Genomic DNA, 26,131 nt, shown 5'->3' on the forward strand with positions numbered 1-26,131 from the left:
GTTACCATCCTTTCTTCGTATAATACATAATATCTTCAAGCGTTGGTTTTTCCACAATGACAGAATCCCCAAATATATTTGCCACACGATTTTTATCAGCTGTTAATGCTTCAAAGCCTGCATTCGTTTTTCGGATCGAAATAAACTCTTGTTCCGTTTCTTTATCCAATAAATCTAACTTCCCTTTTACAATGGCATATTCCTCTTCAATTTTATAAAACTCTTTCGTAAAAATATGTTCTCCTTTATGAATAAAGGTAATATAATCCGCAATACGATCTAAATCTGTTGTAATATGTGTCGAAAAGAAAATTGTTTTTTCCCCATCCTGCATTAACTCATGTAAAATGTTTAGTAACTCTCTACGAAATATCGGATCGAGCCCCGCAGTCGGCTCATCCATAATAATTAGTTCTGCATGATGAGCTAGAGCAATAGCTAACGAAGCTTTCATCTTCATTCCCTTCGAAAAAGTCTTCATATTTTTATTTAATGGTAGTTCGAATTTTTCAACATAATATTGAAAAGTGTTATCATCCCAGTTTTTATAGGCCGGTTTAATAATCTTTTTCATATCCTTTAACGTAACATTTTCATAAAAGACATTTTCATCATAGACAAACCCAATACGTTCTTTTATTTCTTTTTCATGTCCCTTATATTTCATACCAAATAATGAAACAGTACCACTATCTTGTTGTAATAAGTTCATAATCAACTTGATCGTTGTTGATTTACCTGCACCATTTCCCCCAATAAATCCAGTTACATAGCCCTTTTTGACGTTAATAGAAAAATCCTTTACCTGAAATCCATTAAAGGCTTTATGAATATTCTGTAATTCAATGACATTTTCCATCATTCATCCTCCGTATACAATAATGTAAGCATTTCCTTGAGTGTCCGTTTCTTTCGAACGAACCTTTCCAGCAGATAGAATACATCCGTATTTCTTAAGTTCCCTAAAACAATGTATATACACTTTATATACAATATATACACACTAGACTAATTTTGCAAGTAATAAATTATTTTAAGCTCAAAAAAGAACATGAGACTGTTAAATTACAATCCCATGTTTTCAATTCTGAGTTATTTAGTTGATAAAGCTGCCACTGATGACCTTAATTAGCTAGGAACCTATTTAATTGGAGCATTATTAATTGTTGATAATACTTCATTCACTTCGAAGATTTTCCCACGAATATTGGTAATACCAAAACTTGTTAATCGTTCTGAATGCATGGCTAAATATTTTTCAGCATCTGTTTTGGTTTCAAATAAATAGATCCCGCCAGATTCTTTATCCGTGGCATTCTCAGTCCAAATCTTCCAAATCATACCCGGCTCTTCGTTAATACTTTTTGCTAAATCAACGAATGCTGTAGACATTTCTTCGCCGAATGGGCCGTCCATTGTAAAATCAACCTGTAATAAATATTTCATGATTAAAACTCCCTTCTTGATTTTTTTATAACAATTAGTTTTATACAAAAATGACTTTTTTATTTATTTACAAAATAAGTTTCACCAAGTAATTCTTTCGCATCATAATCAGTTGGTGAAAGCTCGTTCTCCACAAATTTGTGAATGTTCTTTTGCTCAATATCATACATAACTTCAATCTCTTTCGAAAAAAGGAGCTTTTCTTTCTCAAGTAAGCTAAAAAGTGCTGGTTGTGATTTTGGTTGTAGTTCATCTAAATGAAGAACTTGTTTTAGCCCAGCAATATAGGATTCTAACGTTCGGCTACCGACAATTTTCACACCTTTATTTTCTTCGTTCAACATGATAATCGTTGGAAATCCTCTAACGCCTAGTTTTGAAGCTAGTTCAAAATCTTCATTTAATAATTGCTGTCCAATCGAAAGTTCAGCTTCTTTTACAACTTTTTCTCCATTAAGTCCAAGGTTATTCACGATTTCAATTAATACCGATTTCTCTGCAATATTTTGATTAAATACGAATACAGCTTCTCTTGCACGGCGCAAAAACACATTTGCTAAATCCCCACCTTGCTTTTGAATCACTTTAAAGACTCTAGAAGGAGGATAAGATGATTGAATGGGATTTTCAAACCAAAGCGTACCATCAATCGGCATACGACTATGATCGCCAACCTCTCGCCAGTGTCCAGCCACATCTGATGGACTTGATATACCATTAGATACATCAGCAAAACCATTCCATTTTTCTAGCAAACCACCCATTAAAGTATGGAAATTGACATAATGACCATACTGCTCTACAAAACGACGAAGAACTGGCTCTAAAGCCCAACAATGCGAGCATATTGGATCTGTCACATAATATAAATCAATCGATTTCCTTTTTTGATTGAAATCAACCACCTGCATTTCATCATCTTCCGAAACACCACATACACCAGTTTCTAAATCGCAAATTAAATTATTATTATTCGTCATCATATTCACCACTTTCATTTTAATTGCTTTATAATCGTATTTTAGTAAATAATGAAAATCATCAGTACCAATAGTTCTTTCAATTTGTCGTATATACAACACATTGAAGAAATTGTTTAAAAAGTAGGAGTGATACACAAAATGACTCAATCAAAGACTGACCCTCGTTTTCTTCGTACTCGCAAATTAATTATGGATTCTTTTATTGAACTTTCAGGTCAAAAAGAGTTTAAGGATATTACTGTGAAAGATATTACGACAGAGGCTATGATTAATCGCGCAACATTCTATTATCACTTTCAGGATATATATGATCTATTGGAAAAAGTATTATCAGAAGTATTATTAGTTGATTTAAATAATAGTATTTTCGAAAAAAGTAATCTTAATGAAGAATCAATTATTCGTATTTTTACAGCCATAACAAACTTTCAAAAATCTTTATCTAATCGTTGCCATAGAGGATACGAAGATACCATTTCCCGTATTATTAGGGAGCATCTTGAAATCGTATTTTACAAGATGTTATTAAAACAACATAATATGAAAGAGGATGCGGCACTAAAAACTACCGCTGTCATACTAAGCTGGGGAATTTACGGTGCTTCTGTGGAATGGAGAAAAAATAGTATGGATACATCCCCGGAGGATTTTATTAAATTGTCAATTCCTTATATATTATCTGGGATTACTTTAGATTTTAAAAACTAGGAGTTTCCATATCACATAAAAGCAGAGCATGTTTTGAAAGGATTGTTCAAAACATGCTCTGCAGATTTAACGATTTAAACTCTCTATATATTTTTCTGATTCGTCCGCTATTCGCTTAAATTCAATATCATGAATATAGTGTGAGCAAGCCAATTTTATTAATGTGCCGTCTTTATGCTTATTGATGAACTCCTTTTGAAATTCATTCCACTCATCTTCATTCCAACCTGTCCCTTGACCGTTTGATGAGAATAAAAGCATAGGAACATTTGGGATCCCAGCCGCTCCTACCTTTTCAGCATTTCCTTTAATACGCTGAACTTCATTTACCATATTTTTAGTTGCCGTTCTGCGGTAAAAAATCACTTTATACAATTCCTTTTCCTCATCCGTTAAAGTCCCATATTTTATAGCATCACTTTCAGACAGACCCGAAATCCATCTAGTAAAACCAATATTTGCAGCAAAGGCACTTAAATGAACTAGAGGCATATTTATATCATATTCTTTATATGCAGCAGGAACGGCCATATCCAATCCTATAATTGCCTTTACTTCATTCGGATAGACCTGTGCCCAATACAATGCTTCAATACCGGACATAGAATGAGGAAATAAAATATACGGTCCTTTAACGCCTGATTTTAATAGAGCTTCTCTTGTTTCTTGTAATATAGTATCCATATCACGGTCAGTATCTGAAATGTCACTAAATCCATAGCCTGCCTTTTCAACGACAACAATTTTATATTTATCGCTTAACAATGAATATAGTGATTTAAAATCTAAAACAGGTGAGCTAGTGCCTCCTCCAGACATAAATACAAGCGTATCTTCTCCATCTCCTTCTATGTACACATGCATCTTATGACCATTCACTTCTACCATTTTCCCTGTTGGCGTAAATAATTGATCTTCCTTTGATAATTGTTTTTGATGACTAATATAACTTGTCGCAATGATCACCAAAAGTATCACTGTAATGATTGAAAAAAGTATTAAGATTCGTTTAAACACTGTCTTTCAGCCACCCCTCACAAAATTTTCACTATTCATCAAAAACAAATTAATAATTTCCGCCAACAACATTTGTATAGCTTTTAGAGTTCCAACAAGTAATCGATAAACCGTTCCTTTTGGCCATTCATTTCGAACTCATCACCACTTATACACACTTGTTTAAAACCGTTTTTTTCAAGAACCTTTTGAGATGCAATATTATTTGTTGTTGTTTTTGCTTTAATCTTTTTAACACTTATTTCTGTTTCTAAAAGTAGTTTTAAGGCTTTTGCCCCTATCCCCTTCCCGCCATATTCTTCACCTACTCTATAACCAACCTCTGCTATATTGTTCGCTGTATCAATATCTACTAAATTAATTCTTCCGACAATATTGCCTGAGTTATCCTTTATTAAGTAGAATTTCGATTTCTCTTCTTCTTGTTCAGCTAAAAGTTCTCTATGTTTTATTTTAAACGCTTCAAACCTATAATAATCTTCTCCACGACTAGGTACCATTTGTTCAAAAAATAGTCTATTATCCGTTTCAAACTGAAATAATTCTTCTGCATCACGTTCTTTTAAGCTATTAATTGATATTTCCAAGATAACTCCCCCCCTTAGTTCTTAAAAACTACCATATAACTTATATATTCTTCTTCGAAAACTCTGTATTCAACAAACTATAAATCAACATATCTTTGCATTCTCCCGTAACACTATGGCATTCAAACTGTCTTAAGCAGCCTTCTTCTTTAAAGTTGAATTTCGACAATAACTTCTTTGATGCTATATTTTCTTCCGTGACAATAGCCTGTATTCTGACTAAACCTAACTGATTAAATCCTATTGATAATACTTCTTTAACAGCTTCAGACATAATACCACGATGCCAATATTCTTCAGATAATTCATAGCCCATTTCAGCTCGTTTGCCTGCAAATTCACTCAAAAAAATGGTGCCAATAACTTCATCCGTTTCTTTGTTAGCAATAGCAAAACGAATAATCCAACCTTTATCATAACCTTCGTTCCAAAAATGAATTACTTCATAACTTCTTTCTAAAGTCTCTGGTCCGTTCCAATCAAGATAACGATATACATTTTCATTTGAATAATAATTGAATAACGCAGGAGCATCCTCCAACTTCAACTTTCTTAATTTTATGCGTTCAGTTTGTACTGTTGGAAAAGATGTTCCTAATAATTCGGTAAAGTTCATTTTTTTCTCCCCTTTGTTTGAATGAATATCAAAATAAACTAAAGATGAAAGTTCAAAAGAAGCTGATTAAATTATAACCCACCTAGATTGACTGTAAAAACCTCATATATATTTCCTAAAAGAAAATAAGCCAATGTGGTCAAAAACCACACTGGCTAATTCTACTCTATTCTATTCTTCTTCTTTTCTCTTTTAGTACAATTCTTTAAATACTCTTTGAAGACAAATAATATTTTTTACCTAAAGTAACCGTGTCCGATTCCGCGACAGCCGCCGGAGGCTTTAGGCCAACATGATGTATATTTTATTACTCTAACTGTTCACTCTCCAAAATAGGTATTTTCGATCTGTTCAAAGCTTCATAAAATTGTCGAAAATTTAAAGGACTTTTATACCTCACTTTGTTACAAACTAAGTAGCAAGTCTCTCAATCTATTATTGACATTCCTGTTTTATTACATAATACTATACTTAAAATTTGAGTTTTTTTAGGTATAAAGTTCTTAAAACTCAGAGGGGGAACTATATGAAAAACAAAAGCATTAAGCGACGATTATTGTTTTTTACATTAGGTTTGTTGTTATTGTCATCTGTCATTAATTCCGTATTAGGTGTATGGATTGTTGGCAAAAACAGTAAAGAAGTTTTAATTGAGAAAGCTAATGAACAGGTCTATGAAATCGCCAAGCAAGCTGAAACTATATTAAATTCCGAGAGTGACCCCATCCAGTCTTTACAGGATTTTGTGGAGTTAAAAGCAAAGCAAGAGAATGTGACTTATGCTATCGTCATTGATTCCAATGTAAAAGCAGTGGCGCATAGTGATAAAGAGAAATTAGGAAAAACTTATGAGGATGCATACACAATCGATGGTGCTAAACAAGGAAAAAAACAATTTACTAGATGGTATGCCGAAGTTCAAGGTATATGGACATATGACATCATGGAGCCTATCTATAAAGATGGCGAGCTTTATGGAGTAATTGATATCGGGGTGCCTGAAAGCGGTATTCAATCCATTACAAACTCTGTACTAAGCTATCAGATTATTACAGGCATAGCGAGTTTTATCATTATAGGTGCTTTAATGTGGTGGATTATCGGTCGCATTGTTACCTCCATTAAGAACCTTGAAAATATCATTCATCAAACTACTAGCCTAGACTTTACCGAAAATCAAGAATTGGAGAAGCTATTACATCATCAAGATGAAATTGGTCTTATGGCAAAAGGCATCTCTGGCATGCGCTCTGCATTAAAGGATGTTACCGTCAATATACATAAAACTAGCTCCGAGCTATCAGATTCTTCAAAGATTCTTATTCAAATAGCTGAAGATACGGTACGTACGACTGATGAAATTAGTTCAGCCATTAATGAGATGGCAAAAGCTACAGAGGAACAGGCTCATGATACAGAAAAAAGTGCAGAACAATTAAATCAACTATCCGGAAATATTGATCGTGTTATTGAGCACACAGAGAAGATTGCTTCCATGACAGAGGATATTGATCATTTAAGTAATGAAGGTGTAGAAACTGTTAACCAACTCTCTGTTTGGTCAGAGAAAAATCGTGAATCTTCACAACAGGTAAGTAACATCGTTCAAGAAGTAGATAAAACTTCATCTGATATATCAAGTATCGTTAATACAATCACAGATATCGCAACTCAAACTAATTTATTAGCTCTAAACGCATCCATAGAGTCAGCTCGCGTTGGTGAAGCAGGTAAAGGTTTCGCAGTTGTTGCTGATGAAATTCGAAAGTTATCGGAACAGACATCTAATGCTACTGAAGATATTAAGAATAAAATCTCTGCAATTCAGGATATTTCTAAAAGTGCTGTACAGGAAATTAATACGAGCCTTAGCATTGTCGAACAAAATGCAAAAGCTACAAAGGATACTAGTGAGATCTTTAATACAATAAAGACAGCTCTAGATCAAACGAATGAAGTGGCACAAGAGGTGAAACATTTATCTCATGAGATGGATGAACGCAAGGAGCAAATCATTAGTGCCGTACAAAGCATATCTGCTTCTGCCGTAGAAACCTCTGCTGGAACAGAACAAGTTTCCGCTTCCGCAAATGAACAGCTTAAAAGCATCGAGACCGTTTCAGAAAAAGCTAAAGATCTAAATGCTATTGCTGATGCTTTAAGAGATGAAATGAAAAAATTCACTATTTAATGTAAAAAAAGCTGATTCATAATTGAATCAGCTTTTTTAGCATATATTTTTATATCAATTTACTGTCTTTAAGTAAATCATAGATAATCGTGTCTTTTACTTTATGAATACCAAATTTACCTATTTGTTTTAACATAAACGGCGCATCTACATCTGTTAACTTTTTACCATCTAGTAAGCGAGCAGTTGAAGCTAACAAAGTACGAATATCATAAGTAGATCCAAATACTTCTGGAACGCCTCGATCAATATCTAACAATTGATAAACAGCTTCCATTGCTGTTCTTACTGAATATTCAGTTGTGAATACTGTGTCTCTTTCTGTTTCACTAAAGTTACCAATGAAGGCTAAGTTAGTAGATCCTTTAGGGACAACTAAAGGACGATCTCCCATTGCTCTAGGCATGAAGTAAGATGTTATATAAGGCATATAACACGGAATTGTATTACAAGAATTTTGTGCTAAATCCGGTATTTCGTCTACAGGTACACCCATATGATACAACCACTCTTGCGCTATCTCACTTCCAGAACATTCAGTGATACTCTTTTTAATAAAATCACCAGGTTTATTAGATAGTAAACCATAAATCCAAACTACTAATTGATCTTTTGGTTGATCTTTAAAATGAGGTTGTCGGTTTAATGTATAGCTTAGCATCCAATTAGAATCTGTAGCTGTTACAATACCACCAGTTACTACCTTGCCTGCATATGGATCTCTTTTACTTATCTTTTCAATATATGGAGCAACTTTAGCATCCAATGTAGTTAGTGTTGCTGAAACAAACCAACTTTCTTCTGGAAGATCATCACAGAATTTTTCTGGTCTACCAAACTCAGAATCTTGAGAAGCGATGTTTTTCCAAAGTGACCAGCTTCCGCCTAAATCAGTGCTTATAGGAGCTGGCGTATTATTGTCACCATAAGTTGTACTCTCCGTAATACTGCCATTTGTAACAAACACTAATTCATTCTCTGTTAACTCAATATTCTTTTTCACACCATTTTGTTTTAACACTAAAGTATGAGCTACTTTTTTGTCTCCCACTTTATCAACTAAAACATTCTCTACAACAGTATTAAATTGGAAATCAACATTATGGCTTTCTAAATACTTAATCATAGGCAGTACTAACGATTCGTACTGGTTATATTTTGTAAATTTTAAAGCAGATAAATCAGGTAGACCCCCAACGTGGTGAATGAAACGCATAATATAACGACGCATTTCCATTGCTGAATGCCATTTTTCAAACGCAAACATCGTTGACCAATATAGCCAGAAGTTTGATTCAAAGAACTCTTCAGAGAAAACATCTGTAATTTTTACATCCTCTAACTTCTCTTCAGGAGTAAAGAATAATTTAATCATTTCTTCAGAAGATTTATCAGATAATGTAAACTTGCCATCATCCTCAAGTCTTTGCCCTCTATTTTCAATCAATCTACATTTAGAATAGTTAGGATCCTCTTTGTTTAACCAATAAAATTCATCTAAAACAGAAGCGTTTTCTACTTCTAAAGATGGGATTGAACGGAATAAATCCCATAAGCACTCAAAATGATCTTCCATTTCCCGACCACCACGGATAATAAAACCTCTTGTCGGATTTAGAATACCATCAAGGCTACCTCCTGAGATATCTAGCTCTTCGAGAATATGAATATTCTTTCCCTTCATTTGACCATCACGAATTAAAAAACATGCGGCTGACAGTGAAGCTAGCCCCGAACCAACAAGATACGCTGACTTCTCATCAACACCATCAGGTTTTTTAGGACGTGCGAAAGCCTCATAATTACCATTACTGTAATACATAATACCGCCTCCATAAACTATTATCGTGATATAGCATACCACCAATTCGCATGATAATGGTAAAATGAGAGAGAAATTAACAAAAAATTCAATTTTGATGTTAAACATTACATATACATATACCCTATTATTTGACATAACAATTCATTGCATTTTTATAAATTGTGTATCAATGTCTTTTAAATAAAGGATTTTATGCAACATCTAAAATTAGATTGTCATTGTAGCGGTTCAACTTTAAGGAAATTGGATTTATTGAATGATCTCCTTCTATACTACTAAGCATAAGACTGTCCTAAGTAGTTAAAGTACATAACCTTTCAATTGCTGCCTCTTATAATTACTATAGTAAGAAAACAAAAAAATAGTAATTCAACTTTTTAATTCAATCCGTTTTATTCAAATTTGTAAAATCTACCTTTTATAAAACTATTTAAACTTCTATGCGAATTTATTATTCTTAGAATAATTTTATAGCCTCCACTCTTTTTGATAAACCACTTAATGTAAGCGCTGTAAACGAATTTTTAAACGTATAAAAATAAACAAAATTAATATATTTTAAAAAATAATGTTTGACACCTAAAAGGACGGTATGTAGAATAGAACGAGTGATTATGAGAATCATTATCAATTAAGATGAAAACTATATTTTTTTTATTACTGATTGAGAATAAATCTCATTCAAAAGAATATATGTTGTTAGTTAGGATGGTTAACGAATGGAAGCAAGCGTAAGGAGCATAGACCAACAAGAAAAGAATACGAAAAAGATTAAGAGCAGACCGCTTATTGCTTCTATTATTTTAATAGCAGGTACGATTTTATTAGCTTTAAGTATGAGCACGTCCATTTCATTTGGAGCAGCAGATATTAGCTTAAAGACTGTTTGGCAAGCTGTTTTTCAGTTTGATGATTCAAATACACATCATAATGTCATTTGGGAGCTTCGCATTCCAAGAGCAATTGGAGGAGTGGTCGCTGGTGCGTTTCTAGCGGTATCTGGAGCAATTATGCAAGGTATGACACGTAACCCTCTTGCCTCACCTTCTTTAATGGGGATTACAGATGGTGCGGTATTTGGAATTGCCATTACATATGCATTTTTCCCTAATTCCCCATACATAATGTTTGTTATTGCTTCATTTATTGGTGCTGCATTTGGTGCAAGTATTGTATATGGTGTGGGTTCGTTCTCACCAGGAGGGCTAACACCTGTTAAATTAGCGTTAGCTGGTGCAGCTATTAGTGCACTGCTTGGGGCCATTTCTTCTAGTATCGCACTTTATTTCAATCTTGCTCAAGAAGTAAGTATGTGGAATGCAGGAGGCGTTTCAGGTGTGAAATGGGTAAGTATTGAAATGCTCCTACCAATTGGACTACTTTGTCTTGTTATTGCAATTTTATTGTCAAGATACATTACTATTTTAAGTTTCGGTGAAGAAATTGCAATTGGACTTGGGCAAAATACAACCTTCATTAAATTTATTGGTACTGTACTTGTGCTTGTTTTAACGGGATCAGCTGTATCTATGGCAGGCTCTGTCGGATTTGTTGGGCTTGTTATCCCACATATGACGCGTTTTCTTGTCGGATCCGATTATAGATGGGTCATTCCATGTTCAGCAGTACTAGGTGGGTTATTAATAGAATGTGCAGATATGTTATCGAGGGTGATCAACCCTCCATTTGAAACGCCAATTGGTGCAATTACTGCTTTAATTGGTGTTCCATTCTTCCTTTATTTAGCTCGTAATGAAGGGAGAGGAAAAATATGAGGCAACGTATCTTAACAACAAAGAATATTTCAGTTTTAGCTATTTTAGCTGGCCTAATTGTATCGGTATTTTTAATTAGCTTAAATACAGGAACATTTAAAATACCACCAATAGATGTATTGAAATCGTTAATTGGGTTAGGGGCTGAAGATCAATCTGTCATTTTATTCGAGTTTCGTATGCCTCGAATGGTTATCGCGATTTTAGTTGGTTCAGCGCTAGCGATATCAGGGGCTATCATGCAAGGTTTATCTCGAAATCCACTTGCTGACCCAGGCATCATCGGTATAAATGCTGGTGCCGGATTAACAGTTGTAGTTTTCGTCTATTTTTTCTTCGGGAAAGTTGGAACCGGTACGCTACTATCTGTATTCATTCTTCCGTTATTTGCGTTAGTTGGTGCATTATTAGCAGCGGTTATTATTTATACGCTAGCTTGGAAGAACGGTGTTTCATCCACTCGTTTAATTCTTGTCGGTATTGCAGTGGCAGCAGGATTCGGTGCTGTTAGTTTAATCTTCTCGATGAAAATGACCTCAAATGATTTTCGTTTTGCAACTATTTGGTTGGCAGGGAGTTTATGGGGAACGGATTGGAAATTTGTATTAAGTGCACTTCCTTGGATGCTCATATTTATACCATTTGCATTTTGCAAGGCACATGTATTGAATGTCATGAATTTAGGAGATGCAGCAGCGGTTGGCCTTGGTCTAAATGTAGAGAAAGAAAGACGTAAGTTATTATTTATCGCTGTTTGCTTGGCCGGTGCATCGGTAGCTGTTGCTGGTGGAATTGGATTTATCGGATTAATGGCACCCCATTTGGCAAGACGCCTTGTTGGGGGGAAACATCAAATTATGTTACCGACAGCAGCATTAATCGGCACGCTTCTATTACTATTTGCAGATTTAATTTCAAGAAGTGTACTAACAACCTCAGAAATACCAGTCGGTTTTGTTATTTCTATTATTGGTGCACCCTATTTTATTTATTTACTTATGAAGACAAAATAAAAGGAGTCTTTTTTAATGGTAACTTTAGCAGTTGATTCGATATCCGTTGGCTATAATGAAGGATTAATTATAGATGGACTATCAGTGGAGATCCCCGAAGGAAAGATTACAACGATTATTGGACCAAATGGATGTGGGAAATCTACAATGTTAAAAGCAGCTTCTCGCATTTTAAAGGCAAAACGCGGGTCTGTTTATCTTGATGGAAAAGCAATTGAGAAACAGTCAACGAAAGAAATTGCAAAGAAAATGGCAATTTTACCGCAGACTGCAGAAGTGCCGACAGGTCTTACTGTGTTTGAGCTTGTTTCATATGGTCGTTTTCCACACCAAAATGGATTTGGAACGCTGAAGGAAGAAGATTATCGCTATATTCACTGGGCACTTGAAGTGACAGGGATGACAGAATTTGCAAACCGTTCAGCAGAAGCTTTATCAGGTGGCCAACGCCAACGAGTTTGGATTGCGATGGCGCTTGCCCAAGGAACGGACTTACTTGTTTTAGATGAGCCGACAACTTACTTAGATATGGCTCACCAGTTAGAAATATTAAAGTTATTGAAAAAATTAAATCAGGAAGAAGGCCGTACAATCGTTATGGTCATTCATGATTTAAACCATGCTTCTCGTTTTTCTGATCATATGGTTGCTTTAAAAGCTGGTAAACTGATGCATCAAGGAACTCCAGATGAAGTAATGACAAGTGAAACACTTCGAAATGTGTTTGAAATTGAAGCACTAATCGTTTCATGTCCTGTAAACAGTAAGCCTATTTGTTTAACTTACGATTTAACGTTAGTTAATAATATAGAGCTAGAAAAAGCATAATAGGAAATCCCTCTTTCTCTCTTAAATAGATAGAGAGGAAGCATTCTAATGGGTGCTGAGCTCCTCACTTAGCCTGAGAGGCTGAACACCCATTAGAATGAAATGGGTCGCAGACAAATTATCCGGGAGGAACAAAAATATGAAGAAATTTAAACTATCGTTACTAGCAATGGTATTAGTTGTTACATCTATACTATTTGCAGCTTGTTCTTCAGATAAGAAAGAAGAAGAAAAGACCGACGCAAAAGCAGAAGAGCGTACGGTAGAACACGCTAAAGGGGAAATTAAAATCCCTGCTAATCCAAAGAAAATTGCTGACCTTAGTGGTTCAACAGAAGAATTATTAATCTTTGGCATGAAACCAATCATTACTGCAAATACGTCTCAAGAAGAGATTGATCCACATATTGCAGATCAATTAAAAGATGTAAAACCAGTCGGCTCAGCATGGGGTGACAAAATTAATATCGAAGCAGTGGCTGCTGCAAAACCAGATTTAATTCTTATCAATGATCGTCAAGAAAAAATCTATGATCAACTATCTAAAATTGCACCGACTGTTATGTTAAAAACTCCATTAGATCAATGGCGTCCGAAGTTCGAGGAGTTAGGCAAAATCTTCGATAAAGAAAAAGAGACAGAAGAATGGTTCAAACAGTATGACGAAAAAGCAAGCAAGTTACACGACAAAATCGTTGCTAAAACTGGTGATGCAAAATTCATGAAAATGGCTGCATATCCAAATGCATTCCGTGTATACGGTGACTATGGTTACGGTAGCGTACTCTTTAAAGATTTAAAATTACCAGCAGTTCCAGGTACACCAATGGATGAAGCATTAGTACAAGTACAAAAAGAAGCTTTAATTGACTACAATCCAGATTACCTATTCGTATTTACAACAGGTGACGGTTCTGAACGCTTGAAAGAATTCCAAGAAGAAACAATTTGGAAAAACATGAACGCCGTTAAGAACAACCACGTATTTATTATTAAAAATGATGCAGTCAATAAAGGATACTTCCCTCTTGGTAAAGAAATGATTTTAGATGAAATTGCTGAATTTGTTTTAGGGAAATAATAAAAATGAGAATCACCTTCGTAATATAGAAGGTGATTTTTTTAATAACAACTTTGCTTAAGGATAATGAAATAGTCGTTTAGTTATCGATTGTCGAATAGTTCAACTTAGTCCCTTATTTTATAAATCGTATTAATCTTTTCTTCCCAATTTGCAAAATCTCATCATTCATTAATATTATGTCAGTATCATCTTTTTCAAGTTTTTCCCCATTTAAAGAAACACCCTTTTGTTTCATTAATCGCATAAATTCACTTTTACTTTTAATATATCCTTCAGCAATCAATGCTGGAATAATATCTAGTACCGATTCTTTCCCTATCTCAATTAACAGTGTGGGGATGTTAGTAGGCATAACCTCTCCTTCATTAACGATCCTCCCTTCACCATTTTCAATCATCTCTAATTGTTCTTCCAGTTTTAAAAACATACAATACAACTCCTTCAATATTGAATTAATATTGCAAGTTCTATAAGAGTAAAAATCAATTTCGCCTTGGCGTAATTGTAGCTGACACTTTGCTTTCGCTACAGATAAATTCTTAGATTGGATCCCTCTATATAGGCGTTAGGACACCTACTGAAAAGGAATCACATCGCATTCATCTAACCACCCGCTTCTGCTGAATGAAGATAAAAAAAACGCCCTTTAGGAATATACCTAAAGGACGTGTTATGAACGTGTTACCACCTTAATTTAAGAGCTACTCACATAACTCTTCTCCATAGGTACGGCTAAATGCGATACCTTTGCATTGATTACGGATGCAAACCCGTCGTAGCCTACTAAAGTTCGGTACGCAGCTCCAAGATGAATTCATTTTAACTTTCCTTGCGCCTCTCATCGACCGGCTACTTTCTGTAAGTTCCATTAAAACTACTAGTTCTCTTCAACACTTTTACTCTTATACTCCAAATTGTTAACAACAATTTTTCGTTATGCAAACCTTGATAATTATTATAGTGTTTTTATTTGAATTGTCAATAAATTAAATTGATATTATTTTTGCAAGCTTTTAATTCACATAGTCCCTCAGCAATGACCATAAGAACACTAAATTATGTTGTTTCTATACATTACCTTACTAACATTATGCCTTACGGTCTTATGGCCAGCTTTAGTACCTTTACCAATGGCTATAAGCATAACATCTAAATACCTTTCAGAAATATTTAAGATATCTTTTAATTCCTTAGAATCATAGCCTGACATAGTAATAGTGTCAAAACCAGCTTCATTTGCTAACAAAATTAATGACATTGACGCAAGACTTACATCTCTAGTTAACTCTAGTTTTAAATCTTCTTTTGATTTATTTTCATAATAATTTATTGCCGCATTCGCTAAATAATCTCTTAGCGATTCATCAAAATAGCCCGCTTGAAAGCCTTCTTCATGTATCTTAATAATATTATCTTTGTCAAATGCCTGATAATCACCCAACATAACAATTAAAGTTGAAGCTTCTGTCACTTGTTGTTGATTAAAAGCTATAGGCATTAATAAATTTCTTAAATCTGGATCATCAATAATTAAGTATCGAGTAGCTTGAATATTATTTCCATTAGGTGACTTACTTGCACTTTCAACTAATGACGTTAGAATTTCTGAACTTATGTTATAGCTTGAATCATAATGTCTAACTGAACGTCTTTTTTCCAAAATATTTTTTACACTCATTGTATCAACTCCGAAATTTTTATTTATTGCACCTTTAATTATAGTAAGCAATAATAAATAAGAAAATAACGCACAAAAATGTGGTATAGCCACTTTTAAGTGCCTATTTAGGGGTGAAAGCACATGGTTAACTATAATACTGGAATCAACATTTTTATGAATATCGCAGGTGGAAAATGGAAATGTTTAATACTCTTTTTCTTGAGCCAAAGATCAGTAAGGACAAAAGAGTTTTATAATTTATTACCTGGAATTACACAAAAAGTCTTAACGGATCAATTGAAACAGTTAGAAAGAGATGGACTTGTACGAAGAGAAATTTTTAAAGAGGTACCACCAAAAGTAGAATACAGCTTAACGGATTTAGGAAGATCATTTATACCAGTATTAAATACAATGTGTGCATGGGGTAATCAGTATGCAACTATTAACGGTATAGATAAAGAACAACAAATCAATTGTGATCAAACTTCACCTAACGGTTCCCACTCTATGAAGTAAGTAAACAAAATCGAATACAATATGAAGTTACTAGAATATACATATAAAAAAAGAGGACAAGCTGTCCTCTTTTTTTATTGCTCTCTAGTTTGTGTGGTTGGCTTTAATAACAACCAAACAATTACTAAAGTTCCTAGTGCTAATATAAAAGTACCCATATAAATAAAATGTACACTTGAAGCTAATGCTTCTTGCGATTCGGTTACTACGTTTGTTGTAGTTCCTTCATGTCCACCAGAAGTTACAAGATCAAGGTTTTTAATACCACGTGCATGAATCATCGTGTTGAACATTGCTCCGAAAACTGCAGCTCCTAATGTTTGACTAAACGTATTGATAAATGTATTTAAGCCAATTGCCGTCCCGCGCGTATGATTTGGAACAGCTGCTTGAATTGTTACCATATAGATAGGTGTAATGAGTCCCATCCCTAAGCCGAATAGTCCAACTGCAACATAAATTAGGAATGCTGGTGAATCTGTCGACAATGTAAATAATGAAAAGGCAGCAACCGAAAGAACGCTAGCTCCAAGTAGAATGATTTGTTTCGTATTTAGACTACCAACTAATTTACCTGAAAGAATAGTGCCAAATGTCCACATTACAGGTAGTGGCATTAAAATGAGTCCAGCGTCTGTCGCATTTTTTCCTAATACACCTTGGCTCCAAATCGGAAGATACATTGTAATACTAATAATCATTGCACCCGAAATAAGTGTAAGTATATTAATAATAGATAATGTACGGTTAGAGAAAAGTGCTAGCGGAATTAATGGTTCCGGAGATTTTTTCTCAATGAATAAGAAAATAATGAATGAAACAGCTGCAAAAATTAAGAGACCAACAATTGTCATGTCCCCCCAGTTTTGCTGACTGCTACCTGTTAATAACGCGTATAGTAGAGCGACTGTACTTAAAGAGAAGACTGTTGCACCAAGATAGTCGATATGATGCTTAGCAGGCTTAATAGATTCTTTATAATAGATGACAATCATTATGCAGGCGATAATTCCAAATGGCACATTTAAGAAAAAGATATAGCGCCAAGAAAGGGAATCGACTAAAAATCCGCCAACTAATGGTCCGATCACACCAGAGATACCCCAAACAGCACTAATCCACCCCTGTGCTTTGGCACGGTCTTTCACTTCGCTATATAAGTCACCAATGATTGTCATTGTTATTGGCATAATAGCGCCTGCACCTAGACCTTGAAGGGCACGAAAGACGACGAGCTGTTCCATCGATGTAACGATACCGCAAAGTGCAGAGCCAACTAAAAATATTGTAGCTCCGATTAGTAAAACTTTTTTGCGACCGAATAAATCAGCCAGTTTCCCGTAGATTGGAGTCGAAACAGCTGTGGCAAGCATATAAATTGCATAAACCCAACTAACAAGTTCGACACCTGACAAATCATTCGTTATACGGGGGATTGCTGTACTAATAATTGTTCCTTCTACAGCAGAAAGAAATGTCATTAACATTAATGATAAAATAACTTTTTTTCTCATATTTTTCCTTTTCACTTCCATCTGGTTAAATAACCCAATATATAGCTCAGTTTTTTTATTATAAACTATGTATCTTCTAAAACGTCAAACTTAATATCTCCATCATTGAAACGAATATCAATAAAGCAATTATCGTCAGACCCCATCATTTTCTCCCTCATCAACATTATGTACTTCAACTAATCTGCCCCGGTTAGCACAGAAGGCGATCACTCTAATTGAACAATCGGCCTCGTTAATAAAAAAGAAAAGTTACTTATTACCCTTATTGATAATTGCTCATTCTATAATTCACAAGACAACCATCAATTTTAACACAAATATCCATAAAAAAACCACCTCAAAGAAAAGTTAAAGAGGTGATTGATGTGTATAGATAATAAAGTTGTAAATTGAGAAACTAGAATAAAGAAGCGTTATAGTTAATCTCATTTAAAAGAGATTTTCATTTTAATTAAAAGGCCCAACTTCTCTGCAAATTAATTATAGAGAAGTTGGGTTTTTACGTTACTTCATTTAGTTATATGAATAGGACTATCTATAGTAGGGGTTAGATTTTCAATTAAAAATATATCTCTTCAAGTTCTGAAATTCCCGCTGGGCATTCTGATCTTCATAATGCAGGTCATTTTCCAGACTTAAGTGGAATACGAAGCTCTTCGTTTGGCTTATTGATTCCATAACTATAAATGTAAATATCTAGCTCTTTCTTGTCGAAATTTTCATAAACGTGCATAGTTTTATTACTTTCATCATAAGATTCCGGTTCCCCTAAGATCTGTTCTTTACCGTCCAAATAATAAGTTCGATCGACCCCATCAAATGTCGGGTCTGAGCTCAAGGTTTCCACATAGAGGTTATTGTCCTTCAAATAATAAGTCCATGAGATTGGATACCCCGCAATGCTAGACGTTGTAGTTTGATGTTTTTCTGATATGTCAGTCAAATGGATTGGTTTGTCGTTCTCGTCTCCGTAAAAACCATCGATACGGTGCTTCGCAACGAGGGTTATAGGCTGATTAGCCAGAGAAGCTACATCTAGCCCTTTCACTTCAAAGCGTAAATCTTGTCCTATACCCATAGTAGAATACCCCCCTTTTAACAGAGTTCCACCTACATCTAGCTGATACTCTCCAAAAGGAAGAGTGTAGTAGTCATCTTGAGTAATTTTCAAACGAACTTGGGTTGGTGTAACCTTCATTTCTTGGATTTTCGTGTTAGGAACATTGCCCATAGGGATATCTAGCACTTGCTTAAATGACGCATTCTCCAACTGTTTTTTGGAAAGGTTCATATTTACGTTCCAAGTACTTTCTTTTGTTTCTAGTATGTGATCATAAGAAAGCTGGAATTTAGTCCCTTCTTTACGTAAGGTTTCAGACTTAAATATTTGATTCAAGATTGCTCCTCCGCCTTGATATGAAGACCTTTCCGCTTTTTCAACAGATTTATTTGTATCATTGATTACCTCGAAGTTTGTCCATCTGTTCTCCAGTTCAGGATCCGTAAGCGTAACGGTTGATTTCAGGAGAACTTTACCTTCAGCCTGTTCAAAAGACTGTAAGGTCACGCTACCCACCCCATCCTTTTGAATTGGGAACACTTGCGTAGCAGAGTCATTAGGATTATAGCTGATGGATTGCTTCTTATTGTCGATGAATTGGATATTCTCCATTATAAACTCAACATCGGTCGTCTGCCCTTCGGCAACCCAGTCCGTTTCAAAATATCCCTGGTATTCACCTAGCTCCTCATTCCACTTACCCCTATAATTTCCTTCAACAAAGTTACCCTTCGAATCTTTTAGTCCGATAAGTTTAAAATCTATATCCGTTACATCCTGGGATGTTTCAGGTTTCAAGCTATACAGCAATACGGTTCTGTTCTCATCTATAAACGCCGTATGTACGGTTAACGTAACACCATCCTTTGTAACGGATTGCTCAATCGTTTGACCTAAGCCCTGCTCTAATGCGGACTGAATACCTTCCCTATGCGAAAGCATGCTGGACCAGTCATAATTCAGAGCTGCATAAACTGGTGTAGCCATCAAAGCTACAGATAGCCCCGCCACCAATGCAAAGCGCTTTCGCTTTCGAGGACGGAGCACAACTGGTTCACCCCCAGCAACCTTTAGCTCGTCCTGCTGAATACTGCTCCACATCTGATCAAAGTCAGGGTAATCCACGTTATTTGATGCCTTCATTTGGTTTTTAACCTTGTTTTCAATGCGTTCCAAATTGGTTCTCTCCCTTCAACCATAAGTTGTTTTTTTGTTCAAGCTTTTTGCGCATGATTTTCAATGCCTTATGGAGTCTCGACTTCACTGTACCCACAGGAATCTGCAGGGTTTCAGCGATCTCTACCATGGATAGCTCACCGATATAGCGGAGGGTAACAACTGCCATCAATTTGTCTGGTAGTTGCTTCAGTAGTTCCTCCCATTCTTCCTGAGCTGTTTTTTCTAATACAACGGTGTCTACGGATTTAATTGAAAATGTGGCCTGCTCATGAAGCCATTGAACCTGACCCTGTTTATCCCGCTGAGTCTGATTCCGTTTTAGCAAGTTTAAGCAATGGTTCATTGCGATGCGCATGATCCAGGCACGCGTATGCTCAACGTTTTGCCAATCCTGACGAAAAACGGTGATAAATACGTCATGGCAGAGATCTTCCGCATCTTGTGCGTTTCGCAGCATGTAATAACATGTGCGGTATACATCCTTGTTATAAGAATCGAATAATTCACGTTCTGTCAATCCAAGGCACTCCTTTCTATGCGTTATACTTTATAAACAAATGACTATTGGAAAAGGTTCATCTTTTTTAGTAATATTATTCTTTAATTATACTTAATTACTTTTCCATACTTTATTATTCATTACTATGACAGCTACAACAGAAGAGAAAGCTTTTATCCTGTAGAAACCCCATCTTGTCCGTTCAGCAGCATGTAATAACATGTACGGTATTCATCCTTGTTATAAGAATCGTAGTTCACGCTCTGTCCATCCAAGGCACTCCTTTCATTGCGTTATACTTTATAAACAAATGACCCGTGGGAAAGGTTCATCTTTATTAGTAATAGTATTCTTTAATTATATTTAATTACTTTTTCACTACTAAGGTAGCTACAAGAGAAGGTTTCTCCTAAAGAAACCCCGCATTTTGAAACAATGTCAAAGCGTGGAGTTCAAATTTTAGCTATTTTAAATATGATAAATCCGATGTTAGCCTACATATATGTATTTTTTCTGACATACTAATCCACTAAATATTTTTAGCTACATAAAAATCTAATGTGGTAATCTTCTTCCGAAAAGTCCCCAGAGCCCATTCCTTGTATAAGCTCTTTAAATACGTAAATCCACAATTGAAGAAGTCATCCAATTTGTGTTGAAATCCATGTTCTAAAAAGGGATATAATAAGTCATTTACAACCTCATAATAAAAGCAGACGGTGATATAGAGGTCCATTATAGAACTTCTAAACCATCTGCTTTTATTAGGAAGTACTTTCAAGTTGGAGAAAAGGTAGTTCTTCTTTCTAAGTTTCCAATTCTACACTTCTCCTTTTTTACGTGCTGCCATTTCATCTTGCATTTCTTCTTTTAATGCTTCAATTGACTTTTGACGTCGCTTATTTTTTTCTTTAATCATTTCACTTTGCATAGGGTCTGCAAATTCCAAACTAATCTCCGCTTCATGGAGTTTTTCTTCAGTGTTCTTAACGATATCACGAATTCGTTCCACGTTATTGGATCTATCATCTGGTTTTGAGTGTCTAGAATTAGCCATGGTAACCTCCTAAAATTTTCACAATCAATATGCCTCGGCATAATTGTTGCCGACGCTTCGCTTTCGCATAGATAAACAATGCGTCCAGAGTCGGCTCTGTGTTAGCATAAAGAACGTCTTTCCGATTCCGTTACATCCGCCGGAAGCTTTAACTTCTTGCAGCAAGTATTTGGACATCCATTGCAAGAAGTTAAAATTAGTTTGTATTTTTTTTATGTTTATATGTACACTAATTTTTACTAAGAAAAGTGCTTTCACCCTTTTAGCACGACAAGCACTGGAGAAAGGCTGACAGTTTCTTGCTATGTGAGGAGACAAAAAGCCCTTAAGGAAATAGATTCCTTAAAGGCTTTTTAACTAAATTAAGGTACAACTTACCCTTAATCCCCATGCTCTTTGGTTTTTCTTTATTGATAAAATGGCTTCACTTTATACCCGTCTTTCTCCAAATGATAGCGAATGCTTTTCTCACCTAAAAAGTGACCTGAACCAACAACAACAAAATACGTACCTTTTTTCTCTTCAAGTACATTCATAATTTTCTTTGCCATTTGTTCATCTCGTACACCAAATAGCATTTCATTGTACTCTGACGTCCCGCCTTCCATCGATTGGAAGCTTTTTGCGAATTCTTCAACGTTACCCTGCTTCCAGCTTGTAAACCACTCTTGGAGAACTTTAGATTGATTTTCTTCAGATGGATTGATTATGCTATCCAACACAGCGACTAAAGACTGCTCCTGTGCTTCTGGTGATAACGCGTCAAACATATCAACTTGTGCTTTCATACCCTCTAATTCAATTACTGGCTTTTTCTGCAGATCTGCATTTAATAAAAAGTACATATCAATACCGTGCATCGCCATTTCTTGTGGCGTCATACCAAATGAATTATCTGTTGACAGCATTGCTAAGGTGCTTGACAGCGTCCAAGGCTTTTGCAATGTCAGTTGTTCCATCGGGAGATTATATAGCTTTGCAACTTTTTCAAGTTTCGCATATGTTTCTGGCGCAACAGCATCTTTCAGTGTTGTGCCATCTGAATACATTGCCTTTTTTGCATAATAATCAAGCCCTTTCGTATCCAGAATATTTGCCTCTACTAATAGCGCATCCGCTTTATCGAACGCCTTCACTAGTTTTTGATCGAATGGATATAAGTCAGGTGTACCTAGGTGAATGGAGCCTAGTAAATACACAGTCGTATCCTCATCCTCTACTACCCAGGCTACCCCCTTCGCTCCTTGCTCTGCAAGTTCATAGGTAATCTTAATCAATCGAGAAGCTAGTAGAACAGCCTGTTGCGTCGTTGCCTTTTGCTCTAAGTGCAGTTCGTTTGAATAACCTTGTAATATGTTATGATCTTTCATAAATTTAATGGCATCCGTGCCGACAGGTAAATCATAGCGTGCGACGATATTATACAAGCGATTCACAATATCACCGCGTGTGTTATCGTTCTTCACGTTCACTGGCTTATACTTTTTATTTTCCGCTAAGCCCAGTGAGGCAATTTTCTTTTCTGTTAATGCCAGCAGTTCATTTACCTTGTCCACAGAAATTTCTTTATGGAAGTCTTTATCATACCATGTAGTTGGGTAAATTCCGTATTTTTCACCTTCGACTAAGGTTTCAATAACCGGATTACTTATCGATGGTGATAGTGGCGGTGACTGCTCCTTCGCATGGATCACTGGCACCACCGTTGTTAGCATCAATGAAGCGCCAAGCAACGCAGCACTCGTGCGTTTCAGTATTTTTTTCATCATATTATCTTCTCTCCCTTTGTATTTATTATTATTCTATGAATATATTACCATATAATTGTTAACTATTTTATGTTAAATATGAGAATAATTATAATTTTGTATTAATCTATTTTCTAACCTCAAATACAAAAAACCGTCCTGATTTTTAGGACGGGATTAAAATAAAGTTTTTTAATTTTTGATGTAAAATAATATAATCGTTTAATTCTAAGTGTTGTTTTACAATAGGGCTCTTAGTGAATAGCTCAACATTTAAGAACGTTGATCCATTTCACCACCTGCCTTTTTCAAAGCTCTTTGAAGTTGATAAATTTTCATCATACTAATTAATCCAACTAACAGGGCTCCCAATAAGACTGACCCAATAATAACGAGGATCAATGGCCACTCAGCTTTACCAAATAAATAATTTACCGTTACCTTGTCAACATTTATAACTGAAAATACCGCGATAATTAAGACTACAAATATTGCTAATATTAAGTTCCACTGCTTTTTCATATGCCACCTCTTTCATTGCTATCTACATTCTATAATTACTATTATAAAATTTGGAATAGCTTGGGACAATCACTATTTCACGGTAGGGGTATAGCCTTAACAACTCTGTCTTTATTACCATGAAACATCCAAAATAAAAAACATCCGCTCACTTCTTATTACAAGCGAACGGATGCGAATTGCACGGATATTTAAATAATTACTTTAAATGACTTTATTTTATGCTAACAAGAAGAAGCTGTGAGTTATATTTAATACTGTCATTATCTTTTAATTATTTTAAGCCAATTTATAAGAACAAGGTGGCATTTTTTATAATAACAACTGTCATAATTCTTCAATTCTATAATTCATACTGTCATAAACTGTTTCGTATAATAGTTCTTTGCTTTTGTCATTTGATAACGGGAAGTAGTGAAGTATAGTATTTTTGGTTAATTTATGTCTCTATCATCAACGAGATCCAGTCTGTCCAAAGATCTTGTTTTAAATGTTTGTATTGGAGTTTTTAACTTCCTCCAAGTTAGCTAATATACAAGCGATTCCTTTTATACACTCCTTGAGAACTTGTTGTCTTTTCAGTAACTCCTAAAAACTCACTTAAAAGAGAGTAATCAACACTACCATATTGTTTTTAAATATGAATTATGGCTTTTTCTAAATTTTTATCACAAGGTAATGTTTAATAATTTGAATTTGCTGTGTAAGGTGAGAAGCATTTTGACGAAGCCCTTCATTTTGCTCATCTAGTTGTTTAATTAACGACATGGATTGCACCTTATAAATCAGCTTTATGGATGTTTCTTGGGTTTAAATCATTTAGAGCACCACCTGCAACACTATTATAAATGAAAAAAAGCGAGGTATTCGACGTTTGAATCGCCAAATACCTCTTTAAATGAAGCTATATAGACTTTTTCAGTGCTTTCGTGCTATTCCCTTGGTAGCTACCTAAAATATTTCGTCTAACTTTTGAGCTCACTACAATTCGTCTACCTTAAGAAATAATCTCTACGTTGTTAATTCATAGTAATCAAGAAATTAATTACACATTATTGTTAACTATTTACCACTAATACAATTTATCCTCCAATATGATTAGATGGATTAAAAAATACTTATCATTATACTATCCAGTTTTCTACTAGTTCTACTGTTTTATTAGCTGCGTCAAGACTTACTTTCTTTCCAATTGGCATCGGAATCATTGGGTGGGTATGACAACTATCAAACTCAGCTAATATAGGAATAGAGGGATTATCTATTATCTCCGTTAAAATTTCATATGGTTTTTTTCCTGTACCCATGTCATCAAAACGTTCATATTTACCTACTAAGATTCCCGAAACTAAATTAAATACACCATGATTTTTTAACATTGCAAAATTTTTTTCAACTGTTTCTGCGTTTTTTATACTATCTTCAATTAATAAAATATCTCCTTTTTTAAATTTAGGCATAAATGGAGAACCAATGCTACCATATATTGCATTTAGATTTCCTCCAATTAAGCGCCCCTCCGCAATTCCAGAATTGACTGTAATCCATTCATTATTTTTCAACTTCTTTTCATGAGTTTTCTCTAACCAATTAACAGAATCTTCTGTCCAAAGAGACGGTATTTCAATAGAGTACGGAAGTTTTTGTTTTCTTATAAAAAACTGTTCAAAATAACGATATGTTTCGTGTACAAGTGGTTCAAATTCACCAAAGCTCGGTATGAATGCAGGGCCATAATATGTCGGAATACCAGTTTTTGCATAAATAGCAAGTAGAATCACTGTAACGTCAGAATATCCAACAATAAGCTTTGGATTTAGTTGAAATGCCTCATAATCAATATAAGGTAACATACTATTTGAGTTTGTTCCTCCAATTGTAGACATAATCATTTTAATATCTGGATTACGTATTAATCGGTTTAACTCTTCTGCTCTTTCCTTTGGTGATCCTGAACGGTACCCATCTTGTTTTCCTGTTAATTGACCTTCGATAATTTGAAACCCTTTTTCCGTTAAAAATTGCTTTGCTCTATTAAAACGAGGTGCTGCGGTTACAGTTGCAGGAGACGAAGGTGAAAAAATACCAATGTGATCGCCGATTCGTAAACGTTGCATTCCAATCAACACCTCCTATTTCTATGTATTGAATCAAATCAATTGAGCTCATTTATTAACCCTTCCTTAAATTGATTCTATCATTCTATCCAATGATAATAATTATCCCTAACTTTTCCATTAAATACACCCCTTGCATAATTTTTATTATAGTATATAATAATTTACATTTCCAGTTAA

The 26,131-nt window shown here is 34.9% G+C and carries 23 protein-coding genes and 1 other annotated feature; of the genes, 7 read left to right on the plus strand and 16 right to left on the minus strand.

Going from position 1 to position 26,131, the window contains the following annotated elements; genetic code table 11:
* Window position 1 precedes the first annotated feature (1 nt).
* The 3 genes from ABNX05_RS09385 to ABNX05_RS09395 all read right to left on the minus strand — a co-directional run bounded on the left by ABNX05_RS09385 (window position 2) and on the right by ABNX05_RS09395 (window position 2,426).
* A complete protein-coding gene (locus ABNX05_RS09385) occupies window positions 2-859 on the minus strand; it encodes an ABC transporter ATP-binding protein (RefSeq protein WP_349659517.1) in 858 nt (285 codons plus the stop codon).
* A 281-nt stretch (window positions 860-1,140) separates the two neighbouring features.
* Window positions 1,141-1,446 carry a monooxygenase gene (locus ABNX05_RS09390; protein ID WP_349659473.1) on the minus strand — a complete coding sequence of 102 codons (306 nt, stop codon included), beginning with the start codon at window positions 1,444-1,446 and terminating at the stop codon, window positions 1,141-1,143.
* 59 nt (window positions 1,447-1,505) lie between these two features.
* Window positions 1,506-2,426: a DsbA family protein gene (locus tag ABNX05_RS09395; RefSeq protein WP_349659518.1), complete on the minus strand. Its 921-nt coding sequence runs from the start codon at window positions 2,424-2,426 to the stop codon at window positions 1,506-1,508.
* Window positions 2,427-2,567: 141 nt separating this feature from the next.
* On the opposite strand from ABNX05_RS09395, the gene ABNX05_RS09400 reads away from it, so the two are divergent.
* Window positions 2,568-3,137 carry a TetR/AcrR family transcriptional regulator gene (locus ABNX05_RS09400; protein ID WP_349659474.1) on the plus strand — a complete coding sequence of 190 codons (570 nt, stop codon included), beginning with the start codon at window positions 2,568-2,570 and terminating at the stop codon, window positions 3,135-3,137.
* A 66-nt stretch (window positions 3,138-3,203) separates the two neighbouring features.
* Here the strand turns inward: ABNX05_RS09400 and ABNX05_RS09405 are convergent, their stop codons facing one another.
* The 3 genes from ABNX05_RS09405 to ABNX05_RS09415 all read right to left on the minus strand — a co-directional run bounded on the left by ABNX05_RS09405 (window position 3,204) and on the right by ABNX05_RS09415 (window position 5,357).
* Entirely contained in the window at window positions 3,204-4,154 is a 951-nt protein-coding gene (locus ABNX05_RS09405; protein WP_349659475.1) for an alpha/beta hydrolase, read from the minus strand.
* Between the two features lie 83 nt (window positions 4,155-4,237).
* Entirely contained in the window at window positions 4,238-4,741 is a 504-nt protein-coding gene (locus ABNX05_RS09410; protein WP_349659476.1) for a GNAT family N-acetyltransferase, read from the minus strand.
* A 40-nt stretch (window positions 4,742-4,781) separates the two neighbouring features.
* Window positions 4,782-5,357 (minus strand): GNAT family N-acetyltransferase, encoded by a 576-nt coding sequence (locus ABNX05_RS09415; RefSeq protein WP_349659477.1) that lies wholly within the window; start codon window positions 5,355-5,357, stop codon window positions 4,782-4,784.
* Window positions 5,358-5,883: 526 nt separating this feature from the next.
* Here ABNX05_RS09415 and ABNX05_RS09420 point away from each other — a divergent pair.
* Complete coding sequence (locus tag ABNX05_RS09420) at window positions 5,884-7,548, plus strand: methyl-accepting chemotaxis protein (RefSeq protein ID WP_349659478.1); 1,665 nt, start codon at window positions 5,884-5,886, stop codon at window positions 7,546-7,548.
* A gap of 49 nt (window positions 7,549-7,597) precedes the next feature.
* On the opposite strand, the gene ABNX05_RS09425 is transcribed toward ABNX05_RS09420, so the two are convergent.
* Window positions 7,598-9,370, minus strand: coding sequence for an oleate hydratase (locus ABNX05_RS09425; RefSeq protein WP_349659479.1), 1,773 nt, complete (start codon window positions 9,368-9,370; stop codon window positions 7,598-7,600).
* A 722-nt stretch (window positions 9,371-10,092) separates the two neighbouring features.
* On the opposite strand from ABNX05_RS09425, the gene ABNX05_RS09430 reads away from it, so the two are divergent.
* From ABNX05_RS09430 to ABNX05_RS09445, 4 genes are all read left to right on the plus strand, one after another.
* The gene (locus ABNX05_RS09430; RefSeq protein WP_349659480.1) at window positions 10,093-11,148 is read left to right on the plus strand and encodes a FecCD family ABC transporter permease; all 1,056 of its coding nucleotides are present in this window, start codon (window positions 10,093-10,095) and stop codon (window positions 11,146-11,148) included.
* A complete protein-coding gene (locus ABNX05_RS09435) occupies window positions 11,145-12,161 on the plus strand; it encodes a FecCD family ABC transporter permease (protein ID WP_349659481.1) in 1,017 nt (338 codons plus the stop codon). The genes ABNX05_RS09430 and ABNX05_RS09435 overlap by 4 nt, the downstream gene beginning before the upstream one ends.
* 15 nt (window positions 12,162-12,176) lie before the next feature.
* On the plus strand, window positions 12,177-12,989 hold the full coding sequence (locus ABNX05_RS09440) for an ABC transporter ATP-binding protein (protein WP_349659482.1): 813 nt from the start codon (window positions 12,177-12,179) through the stop codon (window positions 12,987-12,989).
* Between the two features lie 139 nt (window positions 12,990-13,128).
* Window positions 13,129-14,070 (plus strand): ABC transporter substrate-binding protein, encoded by a 942-nt coding sequence (locus ABNX05_RS09445; protein ID WP_349659483.1) that lies wholly within the window; start codon window positions 13,129-13,131, stop codon window positions 14,068-14,070.
* Between the two features lie 115 nt (window positions 14,071-14,185).
* Here ABNX05_RS09445 and ABNX05_RS09450 read toward each other — a convergent pair whose 3' ends face one another.
* Together ABNX05_RS09450 and ABNX05_RS09455 are read right to left on the minus strand one after the other, a co-directional pair.
* Entirely contained in the window at window positions 14,186-14,500 is a 315-nt protein-coding gene (locus ABNX05_RS09450; RefSeq protein ID WP_349659484.1) for a tyrosine--tRNA ligase, read from the minus strand.
* A 231-nt stretch (window positions 14,501-14,731) separates the two neighbouring features.
* Window positions 14,732-14,973 (minus strand) — a binding site (T-box leader).
* A 151-nt stretch (window positions 14,974-15,124) separates the two neighbouring features.
* The gene (locus tag ABNX05_RS09455) at window positions 15,125-15,751 is read right to left on the minus strand and encodes a nitroreductase family protein (RefSeq protein ID WP_349659485.1); all 627 of its coding nucleotides are present in this window, start codon (window positions 15,749-15,751) and stop codon (window positions 15,125-15,127) included.
* 123 nt (window positions 15,752-15,874) lie between these two features.
* Between ABNX05_RS09455 and ABNX05_RS09460 the strand changes: the two genes are divergently transcribed.
* Complete coding sequence (locus ABNX05_RS09460) at window positions 15,875-16,252, plus strand: winged helix-turn-helix transcriptional regulator (RefSeq protein ID WP_349659486.1); 378 nt, start codon at window positions 15,875-15,877, stop codon at window positions 16,250-16,252.
* 74 nt (window positions 16,253-16,326) lie between these two features.
* Here the strand turns inward: ABNX05_RS09460 and ABNX05_RS09465 are convergent, their stop codons facing one another.
* The 7 genes from ABNX05_RS09465 to ABNX05_RS09495 all read right to left on the minus strand — a co-directional run bounded on the left by ABNX05_RS09465 (window position 16,327) and on the right by ABNX05_RS09495 (window position 25,951).
* Window positions 16,327-17,766: an MDR family MFS transporter gene (locus ABNX05_RS09465; protein ID WP_349659487.1), complete on the minus strand. Its 1,440-nt coding sequence runs from the start codon at window positions 17,764-17,766 to the stop codon at window positions 16,327-16,329.
* 625 nt (window positions 17,767-18,391) lie between these two features.
* Window positions 18,392-20,005 carry a DUF4179 domain-containing protein gene (locus ABNX05_RS09470; RefSeq protein WP_349659488.1) on the minus strand — a complete coding sequence of 538 codons (1,614 nt, stop codon included), beginning with the start codon at window positions 20,003-20,005 and terminating at the stop codon, window positions 18,392-18,394.
* The gene (locus ABNX05_RS09475; protein ID WP_349659489.1) at window positions 19,992-20,525 is read right to left on the minus strand and encodes an RNA polymerase sigma factor; all 534 of its coding nucleotides are present in this window, start codon (window positions 20,523-20,525) and stop codon (window positions 19,992-19,994) included. The genes ABNX05_RS09470 and ABNX05_RS09475 overlap by 14 nt, the downstream gene beginning before the upstream one ends.
* 802 nt (window positions 20,526-21,327) lie before the next feature.
* Window positions 21,328-21,564 (minus strand): small acid-soluble spore protein Tlp, encoded by a 237-nt coding sequence (locus ABNX05_RS09480; RefSeq protein WP_349659490.1) that lies wholly within the window; start codon window positions 21,562-21,564, stop codon window positions 21,328-21,330.
* Between the two features lie 407 nt (window positions 21,565-21,971).
* Window positions 21,972-23,333 (minus strand): TraB/GumN family protein, encoded by a 1,362-nt coding sequence (locus ABNX05_RS09485; RefSeq protein ID WP_349659491.1) that lies wholly within the window; start codon window positions 23,331-23,333, stop codon window positions 21,972-21,974.
* Window positions 23,334-23,585: 252 nt separating this feature from the next.
* On the minus strand, window positions 23,586-23,834 hold the full coding sequence (locus ABNX05_RS09490; RefSeq protein WP_349659492.1) for a LapA family protein: 249 nt from the start codon (window positions 23,832-23,834) through the stop codon (window positions 23,586-23,588).
* A gap of 1,124 nt (window positions 23,835-24,958) precedes the next feature.
* Window positions 24,959-25,951 (minus strand): S66 family peptidase, encoded by a 993-nt coding sequence (locus ABNX05_RS09495; protein ID WP_349659493.1) that lies wholly within the window; start codon window positions 25,949-25,951, stop codon window positions 24,959-24,961.
* Window positions 25,952-26,131 lie beyond the last annotated feature (180 nt).

The organism is Lysinibacillus zambalensis (assembly GCF_040183165.1).
GTDB classification, from domain to species: domain Bacteria; phylum Bacillota; class Bacilli; order Bacillales_A; family Planococcaceae; genus Lysinibacillus; species Lysinibacillus zambalensis.